This window comes from Exiguobacterium aurantiacum (genome assembly GCF_001766415.1).
Taxonomy (GTDB): domain Bacteria; phylum Bacillota; class Bacilli; order Exiguobacteriales; family Exiguobacteriaceae; genus Exiguobacterium; species Exiguobacterium aurantiacum_A.
This window is the reverse complement of sequence record NZ_MKXO01000014.1, coordinates 1-24477: the sequence shown is the minus strand read 5'-3', so window position 1 is coordinate 24477 and position 24477 is coordinate 1. Positions and strand designations below refer to the sequence as shown.

The 24477-nt window shown below is 51.7% G+C and carries 25 protein-coding genes; 13 read left to right on the top strand and 12 right to left on the bottom strand.

The window, feature by feature from the left end:
• The first annotated feature begins 4 nt into the window (after window positions 1-4).
• The 3 genes from BJU60_RS14295 (at window position 5) to BJU60_RS14285 (ending at window position 2827) form a co-directional block, all read left to right on the top strand.
• A complete protein-coding gene (locus tag BJU60_RS14295; RefSeq protein ID WP_070329462.1) occupies window positions 5-640 on the top strand; it encodes an SDR family oxidoreductase in 636 nt (211 codons plus the stop codon).
• Between the two features lie 128 nt (window positions 641-768).
• Window positions 769-2334: a GGDEF domain-containing protein gene (locus BJU60_RS14290; protein WP_070329461.1), complete on the top strand. Its 1566-nt coding sequence runs from the start codon at window positions 769-771 to the stop codon at window positions 2332-2334.
• A 43-nt stretch (window positions 2335-2377) separates the two neighbouring features.
• Window positions 2378-2827, top strand: a complete 450-nt coding sequence (locus BJU60_RS14285; protein ID WP_016509231.1) for an OsmC family protein — start codon at window positions 2378-2380, stop codon at window positions 2825-2827.
• Window positions 2828-2998: 171 nt separating this feature from the next.
• Here the strand turns inward: BJU60_RS14285 and BJU60_RS14280 are convergent, their stop codons facing one another.
• Window positions 2999-3445 (bottom strand): DUF4385 domain-containing protein, encoded by a 447-nt coding sequence (locus tag BJU60_RS14280; protein WP_070329460.1) that lies wholly within the window; start codon window positions 3443-3445, stop codon window positions 2999-3001.
• Window positions 3446-3513: 68 nt separating this feature from the next.
• Here BJU60_RS14280 and BJU60_RS14275 point away from each other — a divergent pair, with 68 nt between their 5' ends.
• The 7 genes from BJU60_RS14275 (at window position 3514) to rbsB (ending at window position 9899) form a co-directional block, all read left to right on the top strand.
• Complete coding sequence (locus BJU60_RS14275; RefSeq protein WP_070329459.1) at window positions 3514-4065, top strand: GNAT family N-acetyltransferase; 552 nt, start codon at window positions 3514-3516, stop codon at window positions 4063-4065.
• A gap of 189 nt (window positions 4066-4254) precedes the next feature.
• Complete coding sequence (locus BJU60_RS14270; RefSeq protein ID WP_070329458.1) at window positions 4255-5238, top strand: LacI family DNA-binding transcriptional regulator; 984 nt, start codon at window positions 4255-4257, stop codon at window positions 5236-5238.
• Window positions 5235-6119 carry a ribokinase gene (rbsK, locus tag BJU60_RS14265; RefSeq protein ID WP_070329457.1) on the top strand — a complete coding sequence of 295 codons (885 nt, stop codon included), beginning with the start codon at window positions 5235-5237 and terminating at the stop codon, window positions 6117-6119. The genes BJU60_RS14270 and rbsK overlap by 4 nt, the downstream gene beginning before the upstream one ends.
• A complete protein-coding gene (gene rbsD, locus BJU60_RS14260) occupies window positions 6119-6508 on the top strand; it encodes a D-ribose pyranase (RefSeq protein ID WP_070329456.1) in 390 nt (129 codons plus the stop codon). Before rbsK ends, rbsD begins: the two co-directional genes overlap by 1 nt.
• Before the next feature lie 11 nt (window positions 6509-6519).
• Complete coding sequence (locus tag BJU60_RS14255) at window positions 6520-7998, top strand: sugar ABC transporter ATP-binding protein (RefSeq protein WP_070329455.1); 1479 nt, start codon at window positions 6520-6522, stop codon at window positions 7996-7998.
• A gap of 1 nt (window position 7999) precedes the next feature.
• Window positions 8000-8965: an ABC transporter permease subunit gene (locus BJU60_RS14250; RefSeq protein ID WP_070329454.1), complete on the top strand. Its 966-nt coding sequence runs from the start codon at window positions 8000-8002 to the stop codon at window positions 8963-8965.
• Window positions 8966-8987: 22 nt separating this feature from the next.
• Entirely contained in the window at window positions 8988-9899 is a 912-nt protein-coding gene (gene rbsB, locus BJU60_RS14245) for a ribose ABC transporter substrate-binding protein RbsB (protein ID WP_070329453.1), read from the top strand.
• 40 nt (window positions 9900-9939) lie between these two features.
• Here rbsB and BJU60_RS14240 read toward each other — a convergent pair whose 3' ends face one another.
• Window positions 9940-11337: a 6-phospho-beta-glucosidase gene (locus BJU60_RS14240; protein ID WP_070329452.1), complete on the bottom strand. Its 1398-nt coding sequence runs from the start codon at window positions 11335-11337 to the stop codon at window positions 9940-9942.
• A 204-nt stretch (window positions 11338-11541) separates the two neighbouring features.
• On the opposite strand from BJU60_RS14240, the gene BJU60_RS14235 reads away from it, so the two are divergent.
• Window positions 11542-12426, top strand: coding sequence for a MurR/RpiR family transcriptional regulator (locus BJU60_RS14235; RefSeq protein ID WP_070329451.1), 885 nt, complete (start codon window positions 11542-11544; stop codon window positions 12424-12426).
• Here the strand turns inward: BJU60_RS14235 and BJU60_RS14230 are convergent.
• The 9 genes from BJU60_RS14230 to BJU60_RS14190 form a co-directional block, all read right to left on the bottom strand.
• Window positions 12419-14947, bottom strand: a complete 2529-nt coding sequence (locus BJU60_RS14230) for a YfhO family protein (RefSeq protein WP_070329450.1) — start codon at window positions 14945-14947, stop codon at window positions 12419-12421. The genes BJU60_RS14235 and BJU60_RS14230 overlap by 8 nt on opposite strands.
• A complete protein-coding gene (locus BJU60_RS14225) occupies window positions 14944-15255 on the bottom strand; it encodes a GtrA family protein (protein WP_328591042.1) in 312 nt (103 codons plus the stop codon). Before BJU60_RS14225 ends, BJU60_RS14230 begins: the two co-directional genes overlap by 4 nt.
• A 25-nt stretch (window positions 15256-15280) precedes the next feature.
• A complete protein-coding gene (locus BJU60_RS14220) occupies window positions 15281-16267 on the bottom strand; it encodes a glycosyltransferase family 2 protein (protein WP_070329448.1) in 987 nt (328 codons plus the stop codon).
• 131 nt (window positions 16268-16398) lie between these two features.
• Window positions 16399-17025: an arylformamidase gene (gene kynB / locus BJU60_RS14215; protein WP_070329447.1), complete on the bottom strand. Its 627-nt coding sequence runs from the start codon at window positions 17023-17025 to the stop codon at window positions 16399-16401.
• A gap of 12 nt (window positions 17026-17037) precedes the next feature.
• Window positions 17038-17877: a tryptophan 2,3-dioxygenase gene (gene kynA, locus BJU60_RS14210; protein WP_070329446.1), complete on the bottom strand. Its 840-nt coding sequence runs from the start codon at window positions 17875-17877 to the stop codon at window positions 17038-17040.
• Between the two features lie 11 nt (window positions 17878-17888).
• Complete coding sequence (kynU, locus tag BJU60_RS14205; protein WP_071398513.1) at window positions 17889-19166, bottom strand: kynureninase; 1278 nt, start codon at window positions 19164-19166, stop codon at window positions 17889-17891.
• A 64-nt stretch (window positions 19167-19230) separates the two neighbouring features.
• Complete coding sequence (locus BJU60_RS14200) at window positions 19231-19929, bottom strand: DUF3169 family protein (protein ID WP_070329444.1); 699 nt, start codon at window positions 19927-19929, stop codon at window positions 19231-19233.
• Window positions 19926-20132 carry a helix-turn-helix transcriptional regulator gene (locus tag BJU60_RS14195; RefSeq protein WP_070329478.1) on the bottom strand — a complete coding sequence of 69 codons (207 nt, stop codon included), beginning with the start codon at window positions 20130-20132 and terminating at the stop codon, window positions 19926-19928. Before BJU60_RS14195 ends, BJU60_RS14200 begins: the two co-directional genes overlap by 4 nt.
• A gap of 130 nt (window positions 20133-20262) precedes the next feature.
• On the bottom strand, window positions 20263-21777 hold the full coding sequence (locus tag BJU60_RS14190; RefSeq protein ID WP_070329443.1) for a BCCT family transporter: 1515 nt from the start codon (window positions 21775-21777) through the stop codon (window positions 20263-20265).
• Between the two features lie 166 nt (window positions 21778-21943).
• Here BJU60_RS14190 and BJU60_RS14185 point away from each other — a divergent pair, with 166 nt between their 5' ends.
• Entirely contained in the window at window positions 21944-22792 is an 849-nt protein-coding gene (locus tag BJU60_RS14185) for a Cof-type HAD-IIB family hydrolase (protein WP_070329442.1), read from the top strand.
• Window positions 22793-23398: 606 nt separating this feature from the next.
• Entirely contained in the window at window positions 23399-23560 is a 162-nt protein-coding gene (locus BJU60_RS15290) for a hypothetical protein (protein ID WP_167615757.1), read from the top strand.
• Window positions 23561-23577: 17 nt separating this feature from the next.
• Here the strand turns inward: BJU60_RS15290 and BJU60_RS14180 are convergent, their stop codons facing one another.
• On the bottom strand, window positions 23578-24243 hold the full coding sequence (locus BJU60_RS14180; protein WP_141737251.1) for a hypothetical protein: 666 nt from the start codon (window positions 24241-24243) through the stop codon (window positions 23578-23580).
• Window positions 24244-24477 lie beyond the last annotated feature (234 nt).

Sequence of the window (24477 nt, the reverse complement as noted above, 5' to 3'; positions counted from 1 at the left end):
ACAGATGAACGTATTTGTAATTGGAGCGAATGGACAGATTGGAAAGCAACTCGTCGAACGATTGAAGCAGGATGGGAAGCACGAAGTCACCGCGATGGTGCGGAAACAAGAGCAGCTAGACGAGTTCAAAGCGAACGGCTATCAGGCGGTTCTCGGAGACTTAGAAGGTGACGTTGAGACGTTGAAGCAAGCGATGAGCGGCATGGACGCAGTCGTGTTCGCGGCCGGTTCGGGCGGCAGCACGGGAGCCGACAAAACGTTACTCATCGACCTAGACGGTGCAGCGAAAAGCGTCGAGGCGGCCCAAGCGAACGGCAACATCAAGCACTTCGTGATGCTCAGTGCCTTGAAAGCGGAAGATCGCTCGGCATGGCCCGATTCGATGAAACCGTACTACGTGGCAAAACATCATGCGGACCGTTTGCTCGAACAGAGTGGACTCGACTATACGATCGTCCGTCCAGGCGCGCTCACAGACGATGCCGGTACAGGCAAAGTGAACGTCGACAACGTGTCGACGGGCGAGATTCCGCGGGCGGATGTCGCAGCGTTCTTGGCCCATGTCATCGGTCGACAAGAAGCGGCAAACAAAGCCATCGACTTGGTCAAAGGTGATACTGCAATCGAAGAGACGATATAAATCATGTGAGCGAGCGGATTCGAATCCGCTCGCTTTTTTTGCGGTGATGTGTCAGCCCGTTCGAAAAAGGAATTGATGCGGCCGATAGAGAAAGTAAAGACGTATCTGTTCAAGAAAGGGGTCTGTTCATGACCGCGTTATTTATTTATATGGCCGCCTATTTACTGCCGGCCTTCTTGTTGAGCCATCTCGCGCTCGACGTCTTGTTACGTAACCCGCGACAAGTCGAGCATCGTCTGCTCAGTCTGTTCGTATTCGGTTACGCAATGCTGTTTTTGGCGGAGTTCGGCCGTCACTTGTCACCGATTGAAGCGAGCCCGGCGTTCGTCACCTATTGGTTCGGCAATGCCGGCATTTTGATCTTTATCTTTTCGGTCCATTTCATCGTCAAAGTGACGGGCGTCGGTGCGAAGATGCCGAAATGGGTATACCCGTATGCAATCTACTTACCGTTGATCCCGGTTGCTTTGACGTTCATTCGACAAGAGAACATCATCAACAGTCAACGCTTCGACCAAGTCGGGCTCTGGATTTATCCTGAATTCAACGTTTCTTATTTGACGACGATGACGATTGGGAACGTCTTTCACTTCCTGATTATTTTGTTGTTGGCATATGCGCTCAAACGAGCAGAACGGCATGAACATCAACGGGTGCTGCGTCTACTCATCTTGACGGCGGTACTCGTCTTGATTTGGGACATCGTGTTCGGTTACTTCCAATTTCGTGGAGTCGTTCCGCCTTATGCGTATATGTACGGCGGATTGGTCTGGACGGTGGCGCTCGTTTTGGCGATGAACCGGCTCGATTTTCTCGCCTCTTACGCCAAGCGCTACGGGACGTTGTACAACTTGAACCCGTCTGCCATTCTGCTCGTCGACGATACTGGTCGGATCGAGAGTGCGAACCCGGCCGCACGCATGTTGTTCCACACGGTCCGTGTCGTCAATGAACGGTTCGTCGACCTATTGCCGGAGAAGAAGCGTGAGGAATGGTGCGATCACTATACACAGCACTTCACGGCCCAAAAGAAGTTTTTAGAGTTCGAGACGAAGGTTCAGACGAAGACCGGACAAGAACGATACGTCGTCATCGATGGTGACTTCGTCTATATCGATCAAAAAATTCACGGCATGATTTTGATTCGCGATGTCCACACGTTCAAGGAAGCGGAGCAGTCGATTCGTTTTTTCGCCTATCATGACCCGCTCACGAAGCTCGCCAATCGTCGGGCTTTTTATGAACAAGCTGATCAAGCGTTGCTTCAAGCGGACAACCTTGCCCTCGTCATCCTCGACCTTGACGGGTTTAAAGGAGTCAACGACACTTACGGCCATCAAGTCGGCGATGACTTCTTGATCCACCTCGGCGTCCTGCTCGAAGAAGTGACACCGGACACCGGGCTCGCGTCGCGCGTCGGCGGTGACGAGTTCTACATCTATTTGACGGACGTGGAAGAAGCGGACATCGTCACGTTCGTGGAGCGGCTGCGGACGACGTTGGTGGAACGGCCGTTCAAACTAGGGCACGGGGTAATCCCGATTCGAGCAAGCATCGGCGTCAGTGTCGCGCCAGACCAAGGCATGGATTTGGACACGTTGATTCATAAGGCGGACCAAGCGATGTATCAAATCAAGCAGCAAGGTAAAAATGACTATGCGATTTACGACGACGCGTTACACGGTCCGACATAACGGGAACGGTAGTAGAGATGTGATTTCAAAAGGAGGAGATGGGATGTCAGAAAAACCATTAGTGACGATGCGGGCCGAGGGCGAAGCGACGAGCGTGAAGACGACGGTGCATGTGCGCGACCTAGAGCCGTTTATCGTCGATGAGCCGGAACGTCTCGGCGGGACCGATGCCGGACCGAATCCGCTCGAATACTTACTCGGGGCGCTATCATCGTGTACGACGATCATGATCGCCTATGTCGCGCAAGACCAGGACTTCAACTATGACGGTGTGACGTTCGCGACGGAAGGGACGCTCGACCCGCGCGGCTTCCAAGGCGTCGAAGGGGTCCGGACTTATTTCGAGAACGTGCACGTCAACATCGTGCTCGACACGACCGAGTCGGATGAACGGATCGAGGCGCTACAAAAAGGCGTCGAGGCCCGGTGCCCGATCCATAACTTGATGCATGCGGCCGACGTCGACATCACGGCGACATGGACCCGTAAATAACGAGAGGATGGGGGCAACCCATCCTTTTTTGTATGGAGCGACAGGGATTTTTCGTGTAGGACACGAACAGGAGTAAGACGTGAGACAGGAGGCGCAAATGGAAATTCGTCCTATGACAGAAAAAGACGCCCACGCGATTCAAGCGTGGACGTATGAAGCGCCATATGGTTTTTAGCCGTACTGTTTCTGATGGGCCTTCTTACGTTTCAAGTAGTCCTCGTCAGCACGGATCTCATCCCACCGCACTTTAAAGATGCGGGCCGACTCGGCTTTTTCTTCGTCGATTTGGCGATCGTGAATAGCGCCGTCGTCTTTATACTTGCGGCCACCTTTATAGTTGGCGTAACGACGGGCCCGGGTATGGCCCATCTGGATGAACTTCCGCGCCATGTCCATGCCGACGAAATCGTCGTTTGCCCGATACGCTTCAAACAGCTCCATGATCTCATCGGCGGATTGGCGGGCGATGTCCGGTGTCTTAAAGCGCCAGTGCGGCAAAATCTCACTCTTGTAAGGCTCGACGAGCAGCACACCTTGTTCACCGCGTCCGACGCGATAGAGCTCGGGGTGTTTTCGGAAATCGATCGTCTCAAAATCAAGATCATAATCAAACGGCATCGTCATCCCTCCTCTGTTCCGTTGTTCCCGGAACGGAGGCGAGGGAAACGAGCGAAGGAGCAGCTGACATGATTCAATTAGACACAGAACGGCTAAGGCTCAGAGCGTTTCAGCTCGATGACGCCGAAGCGATGCATCGCTATGCGAAGAATAAGCGGGTCGGACCGATGGCGGGCTGGGCCCCGCACGAGTCCGTCGACGAGACGCGGGACGTCATCCGTATATTCCAGCAAGATCAAGACGTCTGGGCGATCACGTTGAAAGCGACCGGCGAACTGATCGGTAGCATCGGTTTGCACGACCGGCGACCAGACCCGGATATCCAACACGACAACCAGCGCGAAATCGGCTACGTGCTCAGTCCGGATCATTGGGGGAGAGGCTACGTCCCAGAAGCGGTGCGTGAGCTGCTTCGTCACGGATTTGTCGACCTTGGTTTAGAACGGATTTGGTGCGGTTATTTTGACTTCAATGACCGGTCGCGTCGTGTCGTCGAGAAGTGCGGTTTCACGTATGCGTTCACGACGACGCAAGAGCTGACTCGGTTGGACGGACGGACCGTTCGAAGTTTGGTCTATGTCATCACGCGTGATGATTATGACAACCGCTCATCTCTATAACTAAGGGAGCAGAAAAACGTCAAAAGATTTCGAGTAGAGGCGCGTCGTCCCTGGTGGATAGACGCGCCTCTATTGTTAATTATTAGCTAAGAAAAATCGAAGTTTTTAAATTTCTTAAAAAATAGTTGATATGTAACCGGTTACACATTATGCTTGTTTTGTAAGCGTTACCAAAGAAGGAGGGGCGAGATGGCGACAATCAAACATGTGGCCAAACGAGCGAACGTTTCTGTCGCGACCGTGTCCCGTGTCATGAACAATAACGGATACGTGAGTGCAGAAGCGCGGGAAGCCGTCGAGCGGGCCATCGCCGAACTTGACTATGCCCCGAACCGAGTCGCGCGTTCATTATTTAAAAAGACATCGGGCTTGATCGGCTTGATTATGCCGGATATTACAAATCCGTTCTTTCCACAATTGGCCCGAGCGATTGAAGACGTGGCCAACCAGCACGGCTATCAGGTCGTACTTTGCAACACAGATGAGCAACTTTCAAAAGAGCAGACGTATTTGGTCGCTCTTCAGACGATGCATGTCGATGGACTGATTATTACGACGAACCATTCGGATAACCCGAACTATGAAAAATTAGAACTACCGATGGTGGCGTTAGATCGTATCGTCAAGCCGGGGATTGATGCCGTCATCTCGAACGGGTATGAAGGTGGACGCCTCGCAGCGGAGACGCTGTTGAGCTGTGGGGCAACAAAGCTTGCTCACATCGCTGGGCCCAAACACCTCCTAACGGTGAGGCGACGGACAGATGGTTTTCTCGACGTGGCGGGTGACCGGCTCGTCGGGATGACACATTCTAGTTTCGCATTCAAAGAGGCGCTCACGGCGGCACAAACATTATTTGACGAGTATTGGCCGTTCGATGGTGTGTTTGCCGCCAATGACGTCATCGCCGCCGCAGTCTTGCAGGAAGCGGTGCGTCGCAACGTCCGGGTGCCTGAAGACTTACAAGTCATCGGGTATGATGGCATCGAGTTAGGTGAGATGACGTCTCCGCCACTCACGACGATTGCTCAACCGATCTATGAGATGGGGCGACGAGCGACCGAGCGGCTTCTTGATTTGATTGAAAAGAAAGAGACCGCTGCAAAAGAAATTTTATTGCCTGTCACACTGACAGAGCGACAGACGACGAAACGAAAGGGGCATGACGCATGAACCGAATTGTTGTCATCGGGAGTGTATCTATGGATTTGGTTGTCACGACAAATAAACGTCCGCAGGCTGGAGAGACGGTCATCGGGAATACATTTCAGACGGTACCCGGGGGAAAAGGCGCCAACCAAGCAGTGGCTGCCGCTCGACTAGGTGGTCAGGTCGAGATGGTCGGTTGCGTCGGATCCGATGAATTTGGGAATATAATCCGTCAAAATTTTAAACAGAACCAGGTCGGGACGCGTCATCTGCGAACGATTGGCGAAGAAGTGACAGGGACGGCGCATATCGTATTAGCAGACGGCGATAACTCAATCGTCGTCGTTCAATCCGCGAACAAGCATGTACGCTTCACCGACGTGGAGTTGGAGCAACTGCTTGATGACCAGACGCTCGTCTTGTTGCAACTAGAAATTCCGATTGAAACCGTCGAACAAGTGAGTACGTACTGTCATCAGCGAAACATTCCAGTCCTGTTAAATCCGGCGCCGTCTCAAGCGCTTACGAGTGAGTTACTTGAAAAGGTGACCTACGTGACGCCGAACGAGCACGAATGCCGCGATCTATTCGGCGACTTGCCGATTGAAGACGTATTGCGCCGTTACCCAAACAAATTGATTGTGACAGAAGGAGTAAGAGGTGTTCGTTTCTTCGACGGGAAGACGATTCAACATATCCCAGCCATCCTGGCGAATGTCGTCGATACGACCGGGGCGGGAGATACATTCAATGGCGCTCTCGCAGTTTCCCTCGTGGAAGGAAATAATTTAGAAGAAGCCGCGCGTTTTGCCGTCGTAGCTTCGGGCATGAGCGTGGAAGGATTCGGGGCTCAAGGCGGGATGCCGAACCGAGCCGACGTGATGAGACGATTGGAGCGAGTGTGATGAAAAAACATGGGATTCTCAATAGTCATTTGGCAAAAGTCTTTGCTGACCTGGGACATACGGATACAGTCGTCATCGCCGATTGCGGACTGCCGATCCCTAAAGGAGTAAAGCGGGTCGATTTAGCACTACGTCTAGGCGAACCGTCATTTCTTGATGTGTTGAATGCGGTTGAGGCTGACATGGTCATCGAACAGATTACGGTGGCGGACGAAGTGTTCACCGAGAACGAGCCGATCGCCAAAGCGTTGACCGAACGATTCGAAACGGTCAAGACATGCTCGCATGAAGCGTTCAAGCGTGAAGTCGAGCAGGCGAAAGTCGTCATTCGTACAGGTGAAGCGACACCGTATGCGAACGTCATTTTACACGCCGGCGTTTTATTTTAAGGAGGGGTTCGATGCACATCCAGTTGAAACGCATCCATAAGTCTTTCGGTCCGGTAAGTGTATTGAGAGGTGTGGACTTTGAATTGTTGCCTGGTGAAATTCACGCGTTGATGGGTGAGAACGGGGCCGGCAAATCGACGCTCATGAAAGTGATGACCGGACTTCACGCGCAAGACGAAGGGGAGGTCCAAATCGATGGTGCCGTGCGGCAGTTCAAACATCCGAAAGAAGCCGAACGAGCCGGCATCGCCTTCATCCATCAAGAGTTGAATATTTTGCCGGAATTGACGGTGATGGAAAACTTGTTCCTCGGTCGGGAGTTGACCGGTCCGTTCGGTGTCATCAAGCAACAAGAGATGAAGCGTCGCGCCCGGGAATATTTGGCCGAGCTGAACGTATTTATGGAAGTCGATGAGCTTGCTAAAAACTTGTCCGTCGGTCAACAACAGATGATTGAGATCGCGAAAGCGCTCATGACAGACGCAAAAGTCATCGTCATGGACGAACCGACGGCCGCCTTGACCGACCGTGAGATTCGGGCGTTGTTCTCGGTATCGCGTGCATTACGTGACCAAGGCGTGTCCATCATTTATATCTCCCATCGGATGGAAGAAATTTTTGAACTGTGTGACCGCATCACCGTTCTCCGTGATGGGGTGTCGATCGGGACGCATCCTATCGCCGAGACGTCATTTGAAGAAATCGTCAAAGAGATGGTCGGACGCGAGATCGGGGAACGTTACCCGGACCGGACCGCCACGATTGGCGACGTCGTCCTCGAAGTTGATAGTTTGATAGGTAACCGGTTCCACAACGTCTCGTTCGATGTACGGGCGGGTGAAATCGTCGGTTTCTCAGGATTGATGGGAGCCGGTCGGACCGAGGTGATGCGCGCCTTGTTCGGCGCCGACCGTACAAGAGGCGGTGTCGTCAAACTGAATGGAAAAGAAATAAAGATCAGACGGCCGGCTGATGCGATTCGTCACGGTATCGCGTTTTTGACAGAAGACCGAAAAGGCGAAGGGTTGCTCCTCGACTTCTCGTTACGAGAAAACTTGTCGCTACCAACGCTCGATAAACGGGCGAAGGGCACAATCATCTCGAGACAAGACGAGGAGCGCTTCGCGGACGGATATTTGAAGAAGCTGCGTGTCAAACATCATTCGATGGAACAAAAAGTGAAGTCGCTTTCTGGCGGGAACCAACAAAAAGTCGTTCTAGGCAAGTGGCTTGGCGTCGAACCAGATGTGCTCATCCTCGACGAACCGACACGAGGAGTCGATGTCGGGGCGAAAAAAGAAATTTACACGATTATGAGTGAATTGGCAGAGGCAGGTGTCGCAATCATCATGGTATCTTCGGATTTACCCGAGGTGCTCGGGATGAGTGATCGAATCGTCGTCATGCGAGAAGGCGTCGTCACAGGGACGTTAGCAAAAGACGAGGCGACGCAAGAAAAAGTCATGACATATGCGACAGGAGGACAATGATATGGAATTGAAAGCAACGGCTGCGCTAGGGCGACCGCAAAAGCTCGGATGGGGGCAAAAACTCGGTCCACTGTTCGGATTACTTGCTATCATCGTTGTGGTGACGGCTCTCGAACCAGGATTTCTCTCGTTGAACAACATCTTTAACGTCTTGCGGCAAGTTTCCATCAACGCCTTGATTGCGTTCGGGATGACGTTTGTCATATTGACAGGCGGAATTGATTTATCAGTCGGGTCGATTCTCGCGCTCTCTTCGGCGTTCGTCGCCGGGATGATGGTCGATGGTCAACACGCTGTCATGGCGATCGCGCTCGGATTGATTGCAGGTGCCGTGCTCGGTGCGTTTAACGGAGCCGTCATCACATACGGAAAAGTCGCGCCGTTCATTGCGACGCTGGCGACGATGACCATCTACCGAGGGCTGACGCTCGTATACACGGATGGCCGGCCGATCACCGGTTTAGGGGACTCAACTTGGTTTGAAATGTTAGGGCGTGGCTACTTATGGATTATTCCGGTGCCGGCGGTCACGATGTTGATTGCGTTCGGCATACTCTACTTCATCTTGAAAAAAACGACGTTCGGTCGCCATACGTATGCGATTGGCGGTAATGAGGAAGCCTCTAAACTGATGGGTATCGGCGTTAATAAAGTCAAAGTGATGATTTACTCGTTGTCAGGCATGTTGGCAGCGTTAGCAGGAATCATTTTAACGTCACGTCTCAATTCGGCTCAGCCGACGGCAGGTACTTCATACGAGCTTGATGCGATTGCGGCTGTTGTTCTCGGGGGAACAAGTTTAGCCGGGGGACGTGGTTGGATTGTCGGAACATTGATTGGCGCTCTAATTATCGGCACGTTGAATAACGGCTTGAATCTTCTCGGCGTCTCGTCGTTCTTCCAACTCGTCGTCAAAGGGGCCGTCATCTTATTCGCGGTGCTACTTGATCGCAAACAAAACGCGTAATCATCGAAAGGGGAAACAGAAGATGAAAAAATGGACAGCTTGGCTACTCGTACTGACAATGGTCATGATGGCGGCTTGTTCGACGGAACAACCGGGAACAAGTTCGGAACAAGAACCAAAAGATGGGGACTTTAAGATCGGACTCTCCATCTCTACATTGAACAACCCGTTCTTCGTTGCTTTGAAAGATGGAGCTGAAGAAGAGGCGAAGCAACTCGATGCGACACTCACTGTGGCTGACGCACAAAACGATGCGGCGAAACAAGTGAGCGACGTCGAAGATATGATTCAAAAAGGCATGGATTTGATTTTGATTAACCCGACGGATTCCGAAGCAGTCGGAGCCGCTGTTCAAAGCGCGAACGATGCTGGTATCCCTGTCATCACGGTCGACCGGAACGCAGAATCGGGAGAAGTCGTCGCCCACGTCGCGTCAGACAACGTCGCCGGCGGGAAGCTCGCTGGTGAGTACATGGTTGAACTTGTCGGGGAAGGCGGGAAAGTCGTTGAATTAGAAGGTATTCCAGGAGCATCGGCCACACGCGATCGCGGTCAAGGCTTCAACGAGGCAATCGATGGAAAACTCGACGTCGTGGCCAAACAATCGGCAAACTTTGACCGGGCCCAAGGCTTAACGGTCATGGAAAACATTCTCCAAGACAATAAAGATATCGTCGCGGTGTTCGCGCACAATGACGAAATGGCGCTCGGTGCGGTCCAAGCGTTGAGCAGTGCCGGATTGAGCGACGTCAAAGTCATCGGTTTCGATGCGACGGATGACGCGGTCAAGGCTGTCGAAGACGGAACGATGGCCGCAACGGTGGCACAAAAACCGACAGAGATCGGAAAACTCGGTGTCGAAGCAGCCGTCAACTACTTGAAAGGTGAGACCGTGGAAGAAAACATTCCGGTCGACCTCGAACTCATCAAATAAGGCAACAGCCGGTACGTCCATGGGACGCACCGGCTGTTTTTTATGATTGTGTGATCGGGCGGAGCGCTTGAACGACTTCATCTTTGACGGTCACACCGTCTGCCTCGAGTTCGGCGATTTTGTCGGCGAACTGAGGCAAGTGATCTTTATGGGCGATGAGCAGTTCATCAAGCACCCGTTTCGCGGTCTCGCCGCTCGGGATGAGCGGATTGATGATGAACGCCTGAAGAGCAAGTCCGTAATTCCCAGTCACAGCTGCTTCTTCGACGCACAGTTCCATGTTTTTCATGACTTGGAGCCACCCTTTTTCGGCTGGTGCGAGTGAACCGAAGGCGATCGGTTTCGCGCCGTTAGCACCAATATAGGCGGACACTTCGACGACGTCGTCGGGAGCAAGGTCGGGGACAGCACCGTTATTTTTCGTCGAGACGACGATGTGTGTGTTTTTATTCGCATAGATCGAGGCGATCGTCTCACACGCCGCGTCCGAGTAGTGGGCGCCGCCCCGCTTCGACAGTTGTTCAGGTTTGTGGTCGAGATGTGGGTCTTTGTACAGTTCGAACAGTTCAGCTTCCGTCTGTTTCACTTGTTCGGCCCGTGTCCCGACGGCCGGATCTCGGTACTCCTCGAGCATATGGGCGAGCATCTCCTCGGCGCGATAATAGTAACGGTGATAGCCGCACGGGATCATATTCATCTGATGCAGCTGCTCTTTGAAGAACGGCATATCGTGAATATTGGCCGGAATCCCGGCATCCGCATCATACATCTTGTCGATGATGTCGCGCGTCACATCACGACCAGTCACGTCATGCACGCGGTGCCAGTGGAAGTGATTCAATCCGGCGAAAGAGTAAATCAAGTCTCCCGGTTTCTTGCCGATCAGTTCCGGTTCGGCCATCATCGCGTTGACCGGGACGTTGCAAAGTCCGATGACTTTGTCCCACTTCCCGTAACGAATGATGGCGTCGGTCACCATACCGCTCGGGTTCGTGAAGTTGACGAGCCAGGCGTTCGGACAAAGCTGTTTCATATCTTCGACGATGTCGAGAATGACAGGAATGGTCCGGAACGCCTTCAAGATGCCGCCGGCCCCATTCGTCTCTTGCCCAACCATGCCGTAGGAGAGCGGAATCCGTTCGTCTTTGATCCGGGCATCGAGCAAGCCGACGCGGAACTGGGTCGTGACGAAGTCGGCGCCTTGTAACGCTTCTCGCCGGTCGAGCGTGAGATGCACTTGGACGTCATATGGCGACGCGTCCCACATCCGCTGCGCCATTTGCCCGACGATGGCGAGTTTCTCTTTGCCGGCCTCGATATCGACGAGCCACATCTCGCGGATCGGCAACTCCTCGTAACGCTTGATGAACCCTTCCATCAATTCTGGCGTGTAGCTACTGCCGCCACCGATCGTGACGAGTTTGATTCCGGTTGTCATTTCAATCTCCTCCTCATATAGTTCACAAAAAATTGAGCGGTGTGTAAATGGAATTGACTGCTTGATGTATTTCCTCATATCCATTTCAGTATAGAATATAGAGAAATGAACACAATAGATTTACAGACAACTCCGAAAGCGTTTACAAAACAAAACAAAAAAAGAATGATTTTTGTGAATTTCATTCACGAGAGGAGACTAGATATGTTGTTGACCGAAAAGCTGAAACAAGATTTGTTCTCACCGTCGGAACGAGGCGTCATCGATTATTTGTTCGCCGAACGCGAGCATATCCATGACCAAACGATGAAGCAGATTGCCGAAGCGACGTACACGCATCCATCGATACTAAGTCGAATTGCCACGAAATTAGATTTTTCAGGTTGGCTTGATTTGAAAATACAATTTTTAGAAGAAATTGAGTACTTGAACCGTCATTTTTCTAACATCGATGCCAACTATCCGTTCGCGGACGGGGATAGTTTGATGGTTGTGGCGAACAAGATGGCGACGCTCAAACAGATGACAATCGAGGATACGCTATCTTTATTAGATCATGAGGCGTTCGAGCAAGCCGTGACGATGTTACATGAGGCCCGGCATATTAAAGTCTTTTCAATCATTCATAACTTGCTGCTCTGCCACGACTTCAAGTCCAAAATGAATCGCATTGGCAAGCAAGTCACACTTTGTGAGGTGGACGCCGAGTTCGAGGCAGCGAACTCGGATGAAACGACGTGCGCGCTCCTCATCTCCTATACAGGTGAGAGTGATTATACGGTCGGTCTCATTCCTTATTTGAAGAGCCGCCGGGTGCCGGTGCTCGCGCTTACGAGCCTCGGCGAGAACGCCATCTCGCATGAGGCGGACTGCACGCTCCGTTTGACGACGCGGGAGCGTCTCTACTCGAAAATCGGCAGCTTCACCTCGAACGACTCGATCCATTGTCTGCTCGATTTCTTATACGCCGGTGTGTTTGCGAAAGACTATGAGGAACATCTTAAATATAAGATTCAAATTTCAAAACGGTTCGATCATCGGAAAAGTTCGAGCGAAATCATGCAAGAAAAAGAGCATCCGTTCACGTGAACGGATGCTCTTTGCGGCGTAGATACAGAAGATAACCGACGAACAAGGCGAGACCAAGCAGGGTCATCGCAGTCGTGACGATGAAGAACGGCGGACGATACGTCAACGCGACCTCGTTTCGACCTTCGTCGAGGGCGATGGCGCTGAACGCGTAGTTTGCTTGCAAGACGTCGCGTCGCTCTCCGTTCACAGTCGCCTTCCACCCTCGTTCATACGGAACAGAGAGGACGGCATATGTCCCTTCGATTGCGTCTTCAACCGTGAAGTCGATGTCAGGTCCGTCCCAAACGACCGGAATATCCGGGATAGAAGCCGATTCTTCAAGGGCGTCTTCGAGTGTCGCGTAATCTTCCCACTCGATCGTCACGTCTTCAAGTACATACGTTCCTTCCGGTAGACGGAGCGGTACGTTTTTCTTGAGAGGTGTCCGGAGCGTCATCGAAGTGAGATTGGTCCGATAAATCGACGCTTCTGGTTTTCGAGTCGTCCGGTAATTCCCAAGCCGGATGAAGAAACCATCACCTTCAAGCTTGCGAATCTTGAACGAGACGTACAAATCACCCGTCGCCGAGTCTGGGACGTCCGGAATAAAGTCGACTCCGCCTTCTTCAGCGGTGACTTGGAGTGTCTCATCTTCCCATACCGCATTGACGGGCGCACTCACAAACGTAATCGTTTGCGCTGGGGACGGTGTTGCGGTCCCGTCTTCTAAGATGACACCCGACAGCATCGCTTGCTCACGCGTCAATATTGAGACATCTTTAAGCGCTTCACGATTGTACGTGTTTGATGTCGTCCGGACGAACGGCAAGCGGGTCCCGCTTTCATAAACGGCGTAACGTTCTGTTTCGCCAAGCAGTTGGAAGCCGTACGGTGCCTCGCTCGCGATTGTTTTATCACGCATCCAATAAGGAGTCGACAGCACATGATGTAAATTCGAACGGTTGCCGAGTGTCCCGTAACGGCTGACACTTTCCCGTCTCATATCAATTTCAAGGTCGCTCCAATAGAATGTGAGCAAATTCCCGTTCAAAATACTCGAGTATAGGCTCGTCCCAAGGAACGACTGGACGATCGGTGTATTGTTTCGCAACGGTATCATCCAGTCCACGCGTTCGAGCGGACCGGCTTTTTCACGGACGACGTCGATGAGTTCCCGTTGTTCAGCGCTGTTGTACTGCTCACTCGTAACGAACGTCGCGTTCGTGTTGACGATCGCCATATCGTGGAGCGCGAACTTCGTGTAACCGTTGAACACGATGAGACAAGACGCGATGATGAGGTACGGAGCCAACAATGGTTTAAGCCAAAACGATAAGACGGTCAAGATCATGAGGGCAAACATACCGAACACGATTGGCCATGGCGCGTTACCGAATAGCCCAAAACCGAGATAAGCCAAAACGGTTACGACGGCTGCCTTGAAAAATGATGTTTTTTCGAAGCGCCAATGCGTCAAGCCGACAGCAACCATGCCGCCGATCGTGAAGCTCGCCAAATACTCCCAGCGATATTGCGGTGCCGAGAAGCCGTTGAAGAAGCTACCGACGTACGGACTGAAATGGAGTAGGGTCAACAGTAGACTCATGCTCACAAATAATCGGAACGTGACGTGACGGTAGAGCGGACGATAAAGAGCGAACAGTAGGAAGACGGCCGGTACGATGAGCAGACTGCTATCGTATAACAAATTGTCGAGCTGAATCCAACGAATCTCATGCTCGAGCGATGGTCGCTCATTTTGCAAAAAGCCATAAGTCGCCGGAATGAACGCAAACGAACTAAGGAGCAAGGCAATGATGCCAGAACCACAATATAGTAGCCATTGCTGTTTGCGACTGACGCGATCTTCGGGTAGGTGAATGAATTGTCGGAACAAGACATAGACGAGAACGAAGACTAAATTGATGTAGGCAAAGTAAAAGTTATTGATCAGCATGATGGCACTAACAACAATAAAGAAGTCGGCGCGACCGTTTCGGATGATGCGTTCGAGACCGATGACAAGGAGCGGGACCCACAAAAAGCCGTCCGCAAAAAACTCCCAAAACGTCACGTGACGGATGTACATGACCGACACACCATAAATGACGGCACCGACGAAAGCGTGGAGTGTGCGGACGTTAAACAACTGATACGCATAAGTCGCGAACACGATGACGACAGCGAGCCGGATGACGCTCACAATCAAGGCGAGACGCAACCACATGTCCAAGTCAGGTGTGACGAGTCCGAGCACATCAAATAAGGAAACGACGGCGACCGAGAGCCAAAATACGACTGACGTCGAAAAGTAGTAAGCGAGTTGTGTGAGGATACCGCCGCCGAAGCCGAAGTCCTCGGCATAGACGAGATTCCCTTTATGGAACGTTTCGTAAAGGAAATGCTTGAACGGGACCATTTGCGATAAGCCGTCATTCGGTCCGGCGATGAAGCCACCCTGTGATTGATAGTAGATGAAAAAAGCGTGGGCGATGGTCGACACGAGCAACGCAACACTGATGAGTTTGAACTGTCTCATATTGTCGATTGCTCACGTTTCAAAATTTTACTCGTGACGATGAACGTCGCCGGCACAGCGATAAAGATGGCAAACAACGGGGCAAACGTCGTCGAGACGTTCAGTTGTTCGACGAGCAAATAAATACACACCGTCGTGACTGTGAAGTTGACGACTTGCGTCAACGGAAACTGCAAAAATTTCCGTAGCGTCGGTTTGACTTTGAACGTGAAATAACTGTTCAAAAAGAAAGAGGCGATCATGCTGAGCGTGAATGCCACCACATGAGAGACCCCATAGCTGGTGTTCCATAGATGATGAAACAACATATAAATCAAATAGTAGTTAAGAGTATTAATTCCCCCAATGGCGACGAATCTTATAAACTCGGCCTTTCTCTTGTTCATTCGCACTCTTCCTTTGTATGTTAGTTTCTTGAATCAAGTAGGCCGGACGGCGTTTCGTCTCAAAATAGATGCGACCGACGTACTCACCGATGATCCCGAGGCTGACGAGCTGGATTCCACCAAGTAACAGGATGGCTGAGATGAGCGTGAAATAGCCTGGTGTGTCGATACCGTCTTGAATGATGTCAAACAGTGTCAACAGAATATAGAGCATCGACAGTAGTAAAATCAATACGCCTGAGTAAAAGCAAAAGCGCAGCGGTTTCGAATTGAAAGAGATCAACCCGTCGACACCGTAATTGAATAGTTGGCTAAACGACCATTTTGTCTCGCCGTTTTGACGGAGCACATTTTGATAAGTAATCGTCTTTTGTTCCATGCCGATCCACGAGAATAAGCCTTTTGAGAACCGTTGATGCTCGTTCATTCGTAAGAGAGCGTCGACAGCCTCGCGGCTTAGCAGACGGAAGTCACCGACACCGTCCTCGAGTTCGACGTCGACGATTTTGTTGATAAGCTTGTAATACGTCCGAGAGGCCAGTTTTCGAGTCCTGCTTTCGCCGGCTCGGTCGCGCTTGGCGATGACTTGATCAAATCCTTGCTCGAAACCGGCAACCATGTCCGGAATCAGGGACGGCGGATGCTGTAAATCGGTATCCATCAAAATCGTCGCATCCCCCGCCGCGTGTTGCAACCCGGCCAGGATGGCTGCTTCCTTCCCGAAATTTCGCGAGAATGAGATGTAACGCACTTCAGGATGACGCTTTGCCAAATATTTAATTACATCAAGTGTACGATCCGAACTTGCATCATTCACGAATAAGATTTCATAAGAATAAGGAGTGCCGTCAAACTGTTCATGGATGGCGTCGAAGAGGAGAGGAATGTTTTTTTCTTCGTTATAGGCAGGTAATACCAAAGAAATCGTCTTCATAAAAAACACTCCTTTCTACATACTTCCGATGATTATCCATTCCCGAACAGTTGCAAACTCAAGCGTCAATGGTTCCTTTCACATAAAACAAAAACATCCACACCGTCAAAATGGAGTGGATGTAAGATCAGTTAGTCAATCGAGCGAAGCAATGCACGCACCGGGCTACCGTCACCTTCCACGATTGGAAGCGGGACGGCGTTCAATTCGTAATCCCCGGGCGCGATCGCATCGAGGACAAGTCCTTCGAGGATGTGGACGCCGTTCCGCGCGAGTGCGTGGTGGGCGTCCATGTCTTTACTGTCGATCGCGTCGACCGATGGCAGGTCGAGACCGATCAAATAAATACCGAGCTGTCCCAACCGCTCAGCGAGGGATGGCGTCAGTTCCGGGATCTGGCTTGGGAATTCAGCTTTGTTCGGCCAGCCGTCCGTCTTCAGGATGAGGCGCTCGACACCGGTCAAGTCGAACCCGTCCAAATCGCTCGCTTCAATCTTTTGGCGGCCGGGCAAATGAATGACCCGGGCCGGTCCGATGTAGAGCCCGGGGTCGAGGTCGATCACCCGCTTGCCGGCATCGTCAAAATGGAACGGGGCGTCAATATGTGTGCCTGTATGTAGACTCATCGTCACTTTGCCGACGTTGACGGAGCCACTGTCCGCCATCGGCCAAGCGATCTCGTAGTGGAACTTTGTGTCGCCCGGCCATGTCGTGATCGAGTCGTCGAGCGGCTGTGATACGTCAATCCATTGTGTCATCGTTATGTCTCCTCACAATTTTGTCCGGACGGTCCATAGTTCAGGGAAGAAACGGTGGTCGAGGACGCGGCGCAAGTAGTTCACGCCGGACGATCCACCCGTACCCATTTTTTGACCGATGATCCGTTCGACCGTGCTCATATGATTGAAACGCCACATCTGTTGTTGGTTGCCGATGTCTAGCAACTTCTCGCCGAGTTCATACAAGTCCCAGTACGTGTTGACGTCCCGGTACACGGCGGCCCAAGCGTTCTCGACGCTCTCGTTCCACTCCCAGTCCTGCGTCACGTCCCGGTCGAGCACGTCCGCGTCGATATGCAGTCCGCGGCGGTGCATCTCACGGGCGGTCACGTCATAGATGCTCGGTGCGTTCAGTGACGCCTCGAGGAGCGGATAGAGTGCCTCGTCATGGGCATAGACACTGAGCGTCCGTGCATTTTTAAAGCCGAGCGCGAATTCAATCTGGCGGTTCTGGTACGATTGGAAGCCAGATGACGAGCCGAGCTCGTCACGGAACTCTAAATATTCGGCCGGGGTGAGCGTCGCGAGGACGCTCCACGATTGGATGAGTTGTTGTTGGATTTTCGAGACGCGGGCGAGCATTTTGAACGAGCGTTCGAGCTCACCCGTTTCGATGGCGGTCACGGCCGCAGCCAACTCATGCAAGATCAACTTCATCCACAACTCACTCGTCTGGTGGATGATGATAAACAGCATCTCGTCGTGGTGGTCCGACAGGCGATGTTGACTCGATAAGATCGGGTCGAGCTGTAAATAGTCGCCATACGACATGTCTTTTGAAAAGTCAGTTTGAATCGATTGCTCGACTTTATGTTCGATACGTTCACTCATCGTTAATCTCCTTAAGCTACGACTTCACGGACGTTCTCGAACGCCTCGTATTCTTTATTGTCCATTATTGCCTTCAAGATCATGACGACGTCGTACACGTCGGTGAACGTGTTGTAGAGCGCGACCGGTGCGAGGCGGATGATGTTCGGCGCTCGGAAATCGGGAATGACGCGATGTTGTTTGAGCGCTTTACAGATGCGGGCCGCCTCCGGATGCTCGAGGCTCAAATGGGCACCACGTCGTTTTTCATCGCGCGGGCTGCCGATGACGAAGCCGTGCGGTGCGAGCAGTTCATCAATCAATTCGGTCATATACGTCGTTAAGGCGAGCGACTTCTCACGAATCGCTTCCATGCCGACCTCATTGAACATCTCGAGCGCGCCGAGTTGTGGCGCGAGGCTCATGACGTGCGGTGTCCCGATTTGGAACGCACCGGCATGTTCAGCTGGTGTCATCGTATGGTCCATGTCGAACTGTTTGTCTTTTCGTGATCCGAACCAGCCGGCAAGACCTGGCGTCGTCCCGAAATGACGTTCATGGACGAACAGCCCACCGACGCTTCCTGGTCCGCCGTTCAAATGCTTATAGTTGCACCAGTAGGCGAAGTCGACGCCCCAATCGTGAAACGCGTGCGGGATGGCGCCGACCGAGTGGCACGCATCAAAGCCGATCAAAATGTCGCGTTCGTGTGCGGCTTTGGCGAGGCGGGCCATATCAAGAATCTGACCGCTCCGATATAACACCGTCGGCAAGACGATGAGCGCGATGTCGTCAGTCATCGCGGCGATGATGTCATCCTCATTTAAATAACGGCCGTCACGGCTCGGCACTTGAACGAGATGCTCGGCCGGATCGAGGTCTCGTAGCAAGAGTTGGCTTTGGAGTGCGTAAATGTCCGACGGGAACGTCAGCGCATCGGCGAGAATTTTCGTCCGTTTGCCGACCGGTTTAAAGAACGTGGCGGCGAGCTGGTGCAAGTTGACGGTCGTCGATCCGGTGACCATGACTTCGTCGGCACTCGCACCGATGAGCGGCGCGTTGAGTGCGGCCAGCTCTTCTGACAGGTTGAACCACGGATGGCGCCCCGACATCCAGCCGTCGATTCCGAGTTCTTTCCAGTCACTGAGCGACTCGAGTAACGTCTTCTCGGCTCGTTTCGATAACAGACCGAGCGAATTCCCGTCCATGTAGATCCCGTCTTGCGGTAAGTAAAACTCTCCCCGGTAGTGTGCGAGCGGGTCGCTTGCGTCTCGCGTCTCCGCATAACCGCGTGTGAAATCTTGAACCATCATGTATCCCCCTTAAATGTGTCGTTCAATTCTGTCAAAAGCGTAGCAAACCGCAAAGGTAGCGTCAATTTTTGGAGCGGATGATGTGTATATATTGAACGTTTGTAAATACCATAATCAATGTTACGACAAAAATTGAAAACAATTGTGAATCCCCCGTCACAATCGAATAGACGAGCAACAAAATAATCGCAAATGTCATAAGCGAGGTCGTCGAGATGTTTGTCTTGTACAAGCCTTGCAACATGACATGTTTCTCACCGTCATCGGAGAGGTCGAGCAATCGCTGTGCATAATCCGGATCTGACAGTTTTGGGAGGGAACGCTCTGGATACATGATTGGTAATAATGTGTTCAATGAATAGGTAAGGATTGAGCCCACCGCTAACGAGAGCAAAGTCGCGATGAGAAACGATGGCGATTGATCGGTCAATAAAATAAAGCTAGCCGAGGTGAGACTGAGGATAATCGTCAACGAGGATGCGAGCGAACCGTCACTATAGGCTTGATACATGTATCCCTCGGCCTCATCTTCTTCATCGCCGGTCAAAGGCTGTTTCGTCAGGCGACGTATACGTTGAACGCGGCTAAAACCCCAAGCAATCAGTCCGAGTAGCGAAAGAAGCAATAGCAATGTTAAAGGGAAGACAAGCTTTGTCAAATCGACTTGAATTGTTTCGTTGTTTAAATAGACATACATGAAGGTGTAACCGACCACTCCGCCGAGAAACATCTGCAGACCAAATTTGAACCATGATTTCATTGTAATTCCTCCTCGTCAAATTGAAATACTTCTTCAATGGGTTCCTCAAACACACGTGCGATTTTCACGGCAATCAATAAAGATGGCATGAATTCTTCACGTTCAATTAAACTGACGGTTTGACGTGAGATGTGAGCCCGCTTGGCAAGTTCAGTCTGATTCATGCCAAATCGAGCGCGGAGTTCTTTCAATTTTGTTTTCATAATCTTCACCTCGTTAAGGTTAATGTACACGATTATAATCAAAATAACAACTATAATAGTCAATATGAAATGTTTCATTGTCATTCATCACAAAAACCCTTTACACATTTAGAAGGTAAAGGGTAAGTGGCTATTTAATTTTTTTAAGGTTTTCTTGACGCAATAAGCTGAACAGCGTGTACACCATCAAGATTAGAATGATCGTGAACGGCAGGGCCGAGATCAAGGAAGCGGTCTGTAGCCCTTCGAGTCCGCTCGCGATGAGCAGGACAGCGGCGATGCCACCTAGCAAGATGCCCCAGACGATGCGGACGGAAAGCGGCGGGTTCAAGCTTCCGTTCGTTGTCATGCTGCTGATGATGTACGTCGCCGAGTCGGCCGACGTGATCAAGAACGTGAGAATCAATAAAATCGACAAGATAGACAGGATGAAACTGAACGGCAGCTCGGCGAACGTGACGAACAAGGCGCTCGTGACGTCCGCGTCGACTGCCTGGGCGATCGATGTCCCTTCAAACAAGTCGAGATGAAGGGCGGTCCCGCCGAACACGGCAATCCACATGAGCGCGATGAACGGTGGTACGACGAGAACACCGACGATGAATTCGCGAATCGTACGGCCTCGTGAAACACGAGCGACGAACGCTCCGACGAATGGCGACCAGGCGATGGCCCATGCCCAGTAGAAAATCGTCCAGTCCCGTACCCACGTCCCTTGTTGATAAGGTTGGAGACGGAGACTATAGCGGATAAAGTTTTGCAAATAGTCGCCAAGCCCGAGCGTGAACGTCTCTAAGATGAAGATGGTCGGACCGGCGAAGAAGACGAACACCATCAATACAAGTGCCGTTCCGAGGTTGATGTTACTTAGCCATTTGATCCCGCGATCGAGACCGGTCGTCGTCGACGTCAAGAACAAGGCGGTCAATACGACGATGATGAGGACTTGGACGAGTGCCGTGTTCGGCAACCCGAAGACGCTATTCAGTCCGCCATTGATTTGCAGGACGCCGAGCCCGAGCGAAGTCGCGACACCCATGACCGTCGCGATGACGGCAAAAATGTCGATTGTTTGGTTGAGCGGTTGTTTGTAAGGCCGCTCTTTGATGAGCGGAGATAAACTTGTCGAAATCCGTCCATCTGTGTTCCGGCGAAACTGGAAGTAGGCGATGATCAATCCGACGATGGCGAAGACGGACCATTGACTGACGCCCCAGTGAAAGAACGAATAGGCCATGGCGAGTCGGGCTCCCTCGACTGTCAGTTCAGTCGTATCCGCATATGGGGGCGTGATGAAGTGACTCATCGGTTCAGCGACGCCCCAAAAGACGAGCCCGACCCCGAACCCGGCCGAAAATAACATTCCGATCCAAGTGAAGAACGGGTATTGTGGTCGGTCGCTGTCTGCCCCGAGACGAATCTTTCCGTACTTGCTGAAAGCGAGGAAGATTAAGAAGAGGACGAAAAAGAAGACGGCTAGTAAGTAGAACCAACCGAACGACCGGGTCGTGAAGTTGAAGATACTGCCGGCGATGTCAGCAAATAATGTCGGGCGAATCGCACCGAATAAGACGAGCAGGGCAATGATGCTCGCAGAGATGTAAAACACACGATTCAAACGCGGCTTTCCAGTTGAGATGTTCATAAAGAACTCCTTTCCGAACGGACAAATATTATTGAGAACTAATAATAAATTCCCTATTTTTGAAAGTGGGAAACCGGAGTTTTCATTTACTGTGCAATCTGACAGTTGAGACTGAGCAAATCAGGGAATTAGAATGGAGACAAACATGCTGAAAGGAGAGAATTAAATGAAATTGATTGCCATCGACTTAGACGGGACGTTATTGTCGCGCACCGGTGTCATCACGGAAGCGAACCAACAAGCAATCCGGCGACGCCAGGAGCGCGGTGATTTGGTCGCCATCTCGTCAGGACGCTCAATCCATGATATCGAGGAAATTTTGAAGCGGAGCGAGTTGACGTGCCCGATCCTTTCCGGGAACGGGGCGATCGCATTTTATGAAAATGAACGTATTTACTATCACGCCCTCCCGAAACAAGTCGTTCAGGAGTTATGGGACGTGGCGCATGAGCATGATACGTACGTCGAGTTTTATACGAACGCCGGTGTCAAAGTGTTGCGCACGGGTACCGACTTGTTAAAAGGCGAATTAGATGAGGTGTTGCCGCACGACCAGTCGTTCACCCGAGAGTGGGGCGAGCGGGAGATCGAGATTCAAAATGAACAGTTCGGCCTGACGTACGTCGATACGATTGATGAGATTGATTTTGAAGCCGATGAAGTGTACAAAGTGTTCATCTATTCGTTCGATCGTCGTAAGCTGCATAAGCTACGGAAGCTTTACGAGCCGCGGACTGATATTTTGATCACGACGGCGGGATGGACGAAGATTGAAATTGGACATCCGAAGGCGAGTAAAGGCATGGCGCTGAAGCAGCTCGCCGAGCATCATCAGATCCCGCAAGAAGAGATCGTTGCAATCGGGGACAACTTGAATGATATCTCGATGTTCGAGGTGGCGGAGACGAGAATTGCGATGGGCAACGCGGTCGATCCGCTAAAAGACATCAGTACCCATATTACGAAAGACGCCGAGGCGGATGGAGTCGCGTATGCGCTGGATCGTTATGTATGAGCTGAAATTTTGAAGAAATGGTGAACTAGGGTTCGTCGCTGGGCAGAACGGCTATTGTATTAATGTAGTCCTCATTCAACGTGTTGAGCTGAAAGGGGGCAACGGATGAAACAAAGATTCAGTCGTTGTTTGGCCGAGGCCGGCTCGGTGAAACGAGAGACAGCATGTCAGAAAAATCGACCTGTGTGACCGTCCTTCATATCCGCTCTGTCGTCCACCTTGCGTATGTTAAAACGGCAAGGGGCAGACAAACATGATGCTTTGGGGAAGCAGACGTCAACAGGTATCGATTTTTCTGGAAACAGAGGTGAGCAGGACGAGGTTCGTGACAGATTTCATTTTTCACAGTCGAAGTGTCGGTAACATGCCAATCCGGAACCGATTTTTTGCTTCTGTGCCAGGCTATATCGACCTCTAGACGAACGTATGCTCAGAAATCATTGCGTGAATCGCGTCGATTTTCTAGCACGTATTTGACCAATCCGCTGGGACGGTCGATCGAGATGTTTCTCGATCGGGTGAAAGTCCGCTTTTTTAGAAAATGCTCACCGTTAAGCGCCACACGTGTGGCGCTTTTTCTTAGGTGATGAATGAAGGGGTGAATCTATGCCGAAATTGTACTGGCTCGGCACGTTCGTGAGCGGACTGCTGCTCATGTCAATCGGAGAGGCGAGCGCGGTGCCGCGCGTCGTCCCGTATTTTTTGATGGCGGTCGGTGTGACCGGCTTTTTAGTCCAATCCTGGTTCGAACAAAAACGACGCCGTTGACACGGCGTCGTTCGTCGTTAAATCGATTCAAGCAACTGATTGAGCAGCGTATCGATGTCAGCTTGGAGCGCATCGGCTTGTCGTTGCAGCGTCATCAGTTCCTCGACGTCGTTCGTGTCGTTCATTTGAGTGAGTAGACTCTGATGATCATCTTCGAGCTGGTTCAATCGTGCCTCATCGGCCGCGGTATCGACTGGCCGTTTCGGTTTGGCTATTTTGGCTTTCGGTTGCGAGACGGGTTCGGCGATGTGAGGTTCAACCCGTTTTTCGAGCGCGTAGGCGACATTTCCCGGGAAACGGGTGATCGTTCCATCGAGCCAATACGTGATCGGGAACAGTTTGTTCAAGAAGTACCTGTCATGGGAAACGACGACGAGCGTTCCGGTGAAGCGGTCGACGAATCTCGTGAGGCGGATCCCGTCAATCATAGCGTTCACTTTTGAGTCGATTACATAGCCGCCGCGCTGCTCGTATCGGGTTTGGAGCGCTCCGTACTTGTCTAATAACGGCTCAAGTTTGTAGCTTGACGCCATCTCTGCCTCGAGCGCATGCATCGCCTCGCCGAGTCGAATCAGTTCAGCGAACGCGGTGTAGAGCACGTCGCGTCCACTCTTGTTCGGATAGGCGGGCAATTGTGCCAAATAACCGATCATGAGCCGTTGTTTTCGTTGAACTACCCCCACCTACGCCTTGCTTAGCGGTGGAGGATTCCTGAGTTATCCGACCTATCAGCCGGAACCTGATCAGGCTACCCCCGTCGTCCCGACGGTTGAAAGTTGACCTTGTCCGTTTCTTTAGTGCTGATGCCTACTTTGCTTGGTTTTCGCTACTTCGGTCATCCGCTAGGTGAACGTTGAAGATTTTACGTGACAGACGAACTTCCTGCCACAACCCTATATCTTCAGTTTTCAAGGAAC

Excerpts from the sequence above, each read along its gene's own strand:
- BJU60_RS14295 (WP_070329462.1), top strand. The coding sequence starts at position 5 with ATGAACGTATTTGTAATTGGAGCGAATGGACAGATTGGAAAGCAACTC.
- BJU60_RS14290 (WP_070329461.1), top strand. The coding sequence starts at position 769 with ATGACCGCGTTATTTATTTATATGGCCGCCTATTTACTGCCGGCCTTC.
- BJU60_RS14285 (WP_016509231.1), top strand. The coding sequence starts at position 2,378 with ATGTCAGAAAAACCATTAGTGACGATGCGGGCCGAGGGCGAAGCGACG.
- BJU60_RS14280 (WP_070329460.1), bottom strand. The coding sequence starts at position 3,445 with ATGCCGTTTGATTATGATCTTGATTTTGAGACGATCGATTTCCGAAAA.
- BJU60_RS14275 (WP_070329459.1), top strand. The coding sequence starts at position 3,514 with ATGATTCAATTAGACACAGAACGGCTAAGGCTCAGAGCGTTTCAGCTC.
- BJU60_RS14270 (WP_070329458.1), top strand. The coding sequence starts at position 4,255 with ATGGCGACAATCAAACATGTGGCCAAACGAGCGAACGTTTCTGTCGCG.
- rbsK (WP_070329457.1), top strand. The coding sequence starts at position 5,235 with ATGAACCGAATTGTTGTCATCGGGAGTGTATCTATGGATTTGGTTGTC.
- rbsD (WP_070329456.1), top strand. The coding sequence starts at position 6,119 with ATGAAAAAACATGGGATTCTCAATAGTCATTTGGCAAAAGTCTTTGCT.
- BJU60_RS14255 (WP_070329455.1), top strand. The coding sequence starts at position 6,520 with ATGCACATCCAGTTGAAACGCATCCATAAGTCTTTCGGTCCGGTAAGT.
- BJU60_RS14250 (WP_070329454.1), top strand. The coding sequence starts at position 8,000 with ATGGAATTGAAAGCAACGGCTGCGCTAGGGCGACCGCAAAAGCTCGGA.
- rbsB (WP_070329453.1), top strand. The coding sequence starts at position 8,988 with ATGAAAAAATGGACAGCTTGGCTACTCGTACTGACAATGGTCATGATG.
- BJU60_RS14240 (WP_070329452.1), bottom strand. The coding sequence starts at position 11,337 with ATGACAACCGGAATCAAACTCGTCACGATCGGTGGCGGCAGTAGCTAC.
- BJU60_RS14235 (WP_070329451.1), top strand. The coding sequence starts at position 11,542 with ATGTTGTTGACCGAAAAGCTGAAACAAGATTTGTTCTCACCGTCGGAA.
- BJU60_RS14230 (WP_070329450.1), bottom strand. The coding sequence starts at position 14,947 with ATGAGACAGTTCAAACTCATCAGTGTTGCGTTGCTCGTGTCGACCATC.
- BJU60_RS14225 (WP_328591042.1), bottom strand. The coding sequence starts at position 15,255 with ATGTTGTTTCATCATCTATGGAACACCAGCTATGGGGTCTCTCATGTG.
- BJU60_RS14220 (WP_070329448.1), bottom strand. The coding sequence starts at position 16,267 with ATGAAGACGATTTCTTTGGTATTACCTGCCTATAACGAAGAAAAAAAC.
- kynB (WP_070329447.1), bottom strand. The coding sequence starts at position 17,025 with ATGACACAATGGATTGACGTATCACAGCCGCTCGACGACTCGATCACG.
- kynA (WP_070329446.1), bottom strand. The coding sequence starts at position 17,877 with ATGAGTGAACGTATCGAACATAAAGTCGAGCAATCGATTCAAACTGAC.
- kynU (WP_071398513.1), bottom strand. The coding sequence starts at position 19,166 with ATGGTTCAAGATTTCACACGCGGTTATGCGGAGACGCGAGACGCAAGC.
- BJU60_RS14200 (WP_070329444.1), bottom strand. The coding sequence starts at position 19,929 with ATGAAATCATGGTTCAAATTTGGTCTGCAGATGTTTCTCGGCGGAGTG.
- BJU60_RS14195 (WP_070329478.1), bottom strand. The coding sequence starts at position 20,132 with ATGAAAACAAAATTGAAAGAACTCCGCGCTCGATTTGGCATGAATCAG.
- BJU60_RS14190 (WP_070329443.1), bottom strand. The coding sequence starts at position 21,777 with ATGAACATCTCAACTGGAAAGCCGCGTTTGAATCGTGTGTTTTACATC.
- BJU60_RS14185 (WP_070329442.1), top strand. The coding sequence starts at position 21,944 with ATGAAATTGATTGCCATCGACTTAGACGGGACGTTATTGTCGCGCACC.
- BJU60_RS15290 (WP_167615757.1), top strand. The coding sequence starts at position 23,399 with ATGCCGAAATTGTACTGGCTCGGCACGTTCGTGAGCGGACTGCTGCTC.